The organism is Flavobacterium sp. (genome assembly GCF_044371705.1).
Taxonomy (GTDB): domain Bacteria; phylum Bacteroidota; class Bacteroidia; order Flavobacteriales; family Flavobacteriaceae; genus Flavobacterium.
The window spans coordinates 1-5,576 of record NZ_JBILTE010000167.1 but is presented as its reverse complement, the minus strand read 5'-3'; the positions used below and the strand labels follow the sequence as shown (position 1 = coordinate 5,576).

Sequence of the window (5,576 nt, the reverse complement as noted above, 5' to 3'; positions counted from 1 at the left end):
AATTAATGTTGATATTTTTTCCTGATTTTGTTTTTCTGTCAGCCGTTAAACCTAAATGGTATTTAACGTCTCCGTCAAAATATTCTTTGTCGTAATCTTTCCCGTCAAATTCTGAGAAAATGTCTTGGGTTTCTTTCCCAAAAATATTGGCCAATATATTCAAACGCCCACGGTGTGCCATACCCATCACAAATTGCTCCACACCTCTTTCAGCGGCCGTTTCAATTAATGCGTCTAAAGCAGGAATGATACTTTCACCACCTTCTAATGAAAATCGCTTTTGACCCACATATTTTGTGTGCAAAAAGTTCTCAAAAGAAACCGCTTCATTTAATTTGCCTAAAATGTGTTTCTTTTCATCTGTAGAAAAATTTGGCAAATTATCATTGATGTTCAAACGATTTTGAATCCACTCAATAATTTCAGGCGTTCGAATATACATATACTCCACTCCAATAGATTGACAATAGACATTGTCTAAATGTTTAACAATTTCCTTTAAAGTTAAAGGCTGGTGACCTAACACTTTTGCTGCATCAAAAACAGTATCTAAATCAGAAGCTGATAATCCGAAATTTTCTAACGCTAGGGTAGGAGCATAAGTTCTTCTGTCACGCACCGGATTGGTTTTGGTAAATAGGTGGCCACGTGTTCTATAAGCGTCTATTAATTTTAGAACATTGAATTCTTTTTGCAACTTATCGGATACCAAATTGTACTCTTGATTACCAGCTGAAAAATCGGCTAATTGAGCAACAGCAAGCTCCTCATTTGATGTTTCCATGCCAAAATCAAAACCTTGAAAAAAGGCTCTCCAACTTGGTTCAACAGTGTCCGGATTAACGGAATATTGTTCATATAAATCAGCAAAAAATTGAGTGTGTGCAGCGTTTAAAAAGGAAAACCTATCCATAATTAGTAGTAATATACCTTATTTGTTAAAAATAGTTTTGCAAAAGTACAATAATTGAAATAATCTTTTTATTATTTTTACATACTTTTATATTTTTAACTGCTAATAACCTATAGTTATGAATTACTTTCAAAAAATGAATAAAATATGTTTTCTTATGTTTATGCTTTTGTGTTTCGCAAATGTGAGAGCACAAGCAGATGCAACCGCCAAGAATGAATTTTGGTCACATGTTCGATTTGGTGGTGCCGTGGGATTAAATTTTGGCAACAACTATACTGAAATCACTTTAGCTCCAAGTGCTATTTATGATTTTAACCGTTACTTTAGTTTGGGTGTTGGCTTACGTGGAAGTTATGCTCAAGAGAAAAATTTCTATGAATCCTGGATTTATGGAGGTTCTTTGATTGCTTTATCTAATCCCATTGATTTTCTTCAACTTTCGTTAGAATTAGAACAATTGCGTTACAATGTAACGAACGAATTTCCGTCTACTTATGAAGATAATTTTTGGAATACCGGATTGTATTTAGGAGCTGGTTATTATTCAAGAAATGTAACGGTGGGTATTCGTTACAATGTGCTTCATGACAGCGACAAAATTTATTCGGAACCTTGGTTGCCGTTTGTTAGATTTTATTTCTAAACCAAACTTTCTGCCATTCTCTTTTTAAAATTAAAAAGGCCACTTGTTCGGCGAGTTCTGAAATGTCTGAACCATCTAATTTTTTAACTTCACTTTCTGAAACATCAATGATATAAAGGAGATTCAAATACTCTGCAAATTTATATTGAATAAGGCGGTATACTTTTTCATGCAACTGAATTTTAAGTTCATTTGGAACCGTACTTAAAGGGATGTCAATTGATTCATTGGCAAAATTAAAATCCTTATTGAGTTGCTCAATTAATTTAATGTAGAGGTTTTCTTTTTCAGCTTCGGTTAAAAGGTGATCGGTTGATTTGGGAATTGGATACATTAAGATTGCTTATTATTGATTGACGATTGTTGATTTTACTTGCCGTTTACCCAATACTATTTTTATACATTACGCTTCATTAACTGTTCACCAAAGGCTCTTAATACCATTTTTTTATCGACAGCAATTTGCATCCGCTCTAACGTTTCAAATGCTTTGGATGTATAATCTTCTATCGCTTTTTGAGTTGCTTTTGAGGCTCCGGTATGTATAAAAAATTCCTTAACCGAATCAATTTTATCAGAATTATCTTCCGGTTGAATGGAATATAAGTGCAATAATTGTTCACGTTCATCTGATTTGGCAAATTCCATTGCTTTGAGGTATAAATACGTTTTTTTATTTTCAATAATGTCACCACCCACTTGTTTTCCAAAAGTTGAAGGGTCACCAAAACAATCTAAGTAATCGTCTTGTAACTGAAAAGCAATGCCCAAATTCAACCCGAAATCATAAATCAAATCAGCATTTTCTTTCGAAGTTTGAGCAATAATGGCTCCCATTTTCATCGCAGCACCTACTAAAACTGCAGTTTTATATTCGATCATTTTTAAATAATCGGGAATTGTAACATCTTCTCTGGTTTCAAAATCAACGTCGTATTGTTGTCCTTCGCAGACTTCCAGTGCTGTTTTACTAAATAATTTGGCTAATTCTTTAAAAATAGCCGGTTCGTAATTCTCAAAATACTGATACGCTAAAATCAACATGGCATCACCGGATAAAATGCCTGTATTCAAATTCCACTTTTCATGTACTGTTACTTTGCCTCTTCGCAAGGGAGCATCATCCATAATATCGTCATGAACCAACGAGAAATTATGAAAGACTTCTACTGCTGTTGCCGCAGGTAACGCTTTTTCAAAACTCACATCAAATACTTCTGCCGCCATTAATGTCAAGACTGGTCGCATTCGCTTACCTCCCAAACCTAAAATGTAATCTATCGGCTCGTACAAATTTTTAGGATCGCGTAAAAAATGTTGTTGCTGAAGATATTTTAAAAAAAAATCTTGATAAGCTTGAATAGTCTGCATGTTCATCGTGTGTAATTGAATTTTAAAAGACAAAGAAAACCAAAAAAAAGCGAATGTCGAAATCGCAAGAACTATTAGGCGGCAAACATATGTTAAATTTGTGTAAATACTTAGGAAACTATTTTGGTGTTAAAAGTTTCCTACATACATTTGCTCACTTTTTAAAAACTATTTAACCTCTTTAAGATGGTTGACTAACAAGTTAAATACAATAATTATGAAAACAAAGTGGATAATAGATTCCAATCAATCTGATATTTTGATGAAAATGAAACATTCTATTGTTGCTTATATGGCTGGAACTCCTAATAAATTCAACGGATATGTGGCTATGAAAGACAATGAAATTGAAGAAGCCTCGGTAGAGTTTTCATTAGATGTTACCAATAATGCAACCCACCAAGAATCAAATAAACCTTCGTTGCGTTTGAATGATTTCTTGGATGTTAATGAATCGCCCATTATTAGTTTTAAATCGACTTCATTTGAAAAAGTGACTAAAAATATACATTTTTTAAAAGGAAATTTAACCATTCGCAACATTACCAGAGTGGTTGAATTGGATGCGGAATTTATAGGCTTTAAAGCATACAATGGTAAACAAAAAGCAGCTTTTGAAATTTCAGGAGACATTAATCGGAAAGATTTTGGATTAGCATTTAATGCCTTCAACAACAGCGGCTACTTATCAAGAGGAAAAAGTATTAAACTAATTGCTACTTTGGAATTTTCCGCATAAATATGAAGGAGAAAATAATTGCAAAAGCAACCGACTTGTTTCTTAGACTAGGTTTTAAGAGCATTACGATGGACGACATTGCCGGTGAAATGTGTATTTCTAAAAAAACTATCTATAAGTATTTCTGTAATAAAGAGGTGCTTATTGATGAAACAGTAACTAATGTCCACAAGCAAGTGCACGAAACGATTCAAAAAATAGCTTCTCAAGGTCTAAACGCTATTGAAGAAAATTTTACTGTTAGAAGAATGTTTAAAGATATGTTTAATTCTACCGATACTTCTCCCATTTATCAACTTAAAAAGCATTACCCTGAAATTTATGAAAATGTAATGAGCAAGCAGTTGGAAGAATGTAATTGGTTTTTTCATCAAAATATTGAAAAAGGAATAGCTCAAGATTTATACAGAAGCGATGTAAATGTAGAAACCTACGCAAAATTCTATTACATCTTAATCTTTAGCATTAATGAAAATACTGTTTTAGAAAAAGAATCACAGGAACTCGAATTTCAAGCATTAGAATATCATACGCGTGCATTAGCAACTCCCAAAGGCATTACAGAATTAGAAAAACAATTACAATTATACAAATCATCCTAATCATCAATCACTTATATGAATAAATTTACACTCTTTCTCCTGTTGTTTTGTGTGGGAATACAAGCTCAGGAAACCTCCAAGAAAAGTTATTCTTTTTCGCTGCAACAAGCTATTGAACATGCTATTGAAAACAACTACCAATCAATTAATTCCGGCAGAGACGTGCAATCGGCTCGCCAAAAGAAATTGGAAGCAACTGCTTTAGGATTGCCTCAAATTAATGCAACAGTCGATTTTCAGAACAATTTTGTCATTCAAAAATCGGTTGTTCCTGCCGAATTTTTTGGAGGAAATCCTGGGGAATTTGTTGAAGTTGCTTTTGGAACGAAACAAAACATGAACGCTCGAGCTTCGTTAAATCAGTTAATTTTTGACGGTTCCTATATCGTTGCATTGCAAGCATCAAAAACGTATTTGGATTTTTATGAAAAATCAAAAACAAAAACTGATTTGGAAATCAAAGAAATGATTATCAATTCGTACGGTAATGTTTTGCTTTCAGAAGAATCAATCGACATTCTGAAAAGCAATATAAAATCAGTTGAAAAAACACTATTTGAAACCGAACAAACGTTCAAGAATGGTTTAACTGAAGAGGAAAATGTAGAGCAATTAAACATTCGATTGACTACCTTAAAAAGTAATTTAAATTACAGTATACGTTTGAGAGATATTGCTGAAAATATGCTGAAAATAAATTTGGGCATTGAATTAGACGATGAATTAGTATTGACTGATGACCTAAAATCACTAACTGCTTTAAATCTTGATTTGGCCCTTACCAATCCCGAATTTAATGTGGAACAGAATATTGATTATACTTTAATGACCAATTTTGTTGATCAACGAAACTTGGAATTAAAATTAGAAAAAAGTAGATATTTACCCTCACTAGGAGCCTCCTTAAATTATGGCTATAATGCATTTGGCGAAGATTTCAGCACTTTTACCAATGCTGATAATTGGTTGGATTATTCCAACCTAGGATTGAATTTAAACATTCCTATTTTCAGTGGATTTGGCAGAAATGCTCGCACACAACAAGCGAAGATTGCTTTAGAACAAGCAAAAACGGAGCTAACAGAAACAGAGCAACGTTTGAAACTAGAATACTTAACAGCTAAAAGCAAATTTGATTTTGATGTAGAACAATATTTCAGTTCCAAACAAAACTTAACGTTGGCAGAACGTATCGAAAAGAAACAAAATGTAAAATTCACCGAGGGACTTTCTTCGAGTTTTGAATTTACAGAGGCACAGAGACAATTATACACCGCTCAACAAGATTATTTGCAAGCAATGGTA

Annotated in this window: 6 protein-coding genes and 1 pseudogene; 4 read left to right on the top strand and 3 right to left on the bottom strand. The window is 33.2% G+C overall.

The features are described from left to right. Positions 1–913: pseudogene (locus ACIQ2S_RS10675) on the bottom strand (2-oxoglutarate dehydrogenase E1 component); the annotation flags it as partial. A gap of 136 nt (positions 914–1,049) precedes the next feature. On the opposite strand from ACIQ2S_RS10675, the gene ACIQ2S_RS10670 reads away from it, so the two are divergent. Continuing rightward, a complete protein-coding gene (locus ACIQ2S_RS10670) occupies positions 1,050–1,559 on the top strand; it encodes a hypothetical protein (protein ID WP_396175793.1) in 510 nt (169 codons plus the stop codon). On the opposite strand, the gene ACIQ2S_RS10665 is transcribed toward ACIQ2S_RS10670, so the two are convergent. Both ACIQ2S_RS10665 and ACIQ2S_RS10660 read right to left on the bottom strand, forming a co-directional pair. Then, the gene (locus ACIQ2S_RS10665; protein ID WP_396175791.1) at positions 1,543–1,893 is read right to left on the bottom strand and encodes a hypothetical protein; all 351 of its coding nucleotides are present in this window, start codon (positions 1,891–1,893) and stop codon (positions 1,543–1,545) included. The genes ACIQ2S_RS10670 and ACIQ2S_RS10665 overlap by 17 nt on opposite strands. Positions 1,894–1,955: 62 nt before the next feature. Then, the gene (locus ACIQ2S_RS10660; RefSeq protein ID WP_396175789.1) at positions 1,956–2,930 is read right to left on the bottom strand and encodes a polyprenyl synthetase family protein; all 975 of its coding nucleotides are present in this window, start codon (positions 2,928–2,930) and stop codon (positions 1,956–1,958) included. Positions 2,931–3,147: 217 nt separating this feature from the next. Here ACIQ2S_RS10660 and ACIQ2S_RS10655 point away from each other — a divergent pair, with 217 nt between their 5' ends. The 3 genes from ACIQ2S_RS10655 to ACIQ2S_RS10645 all read left to right on the top strand — a co-directional run. Continuing rightward, positions 3,148–3,669: a YceI family protein gene (locus ACIQ2S_RS10655; protein ID WP_396175787.1), complete on the top strand. Its 522-nt coding sequence runs from the start codon at positions 3,148–3,150 to the stop codon at positions 3,667–3,669. Between the two features lie 2 nt (positions 3,670–3,671). After that, on the top strand, positions 3,672–4,271 hold the full coding sequence (locus ACIQ2S_RS10650) for a TetR/AcrR family transcriptional regulator (protein WP_396175785.1): 600 nt from the start codon (positions 3,672–3,674) through the stop codon (positions 4,269–4,271). A gap of 15 nt (positions 4,272–4,286) precedes the next feature. Beyond that, on the top strand, positions 4,287–5,576 hold a 1,290-nt coding region (locus ACIQ2S_RS10645; protein WP_396175783.1), incomplete at its 3' end, for a TolC family protein.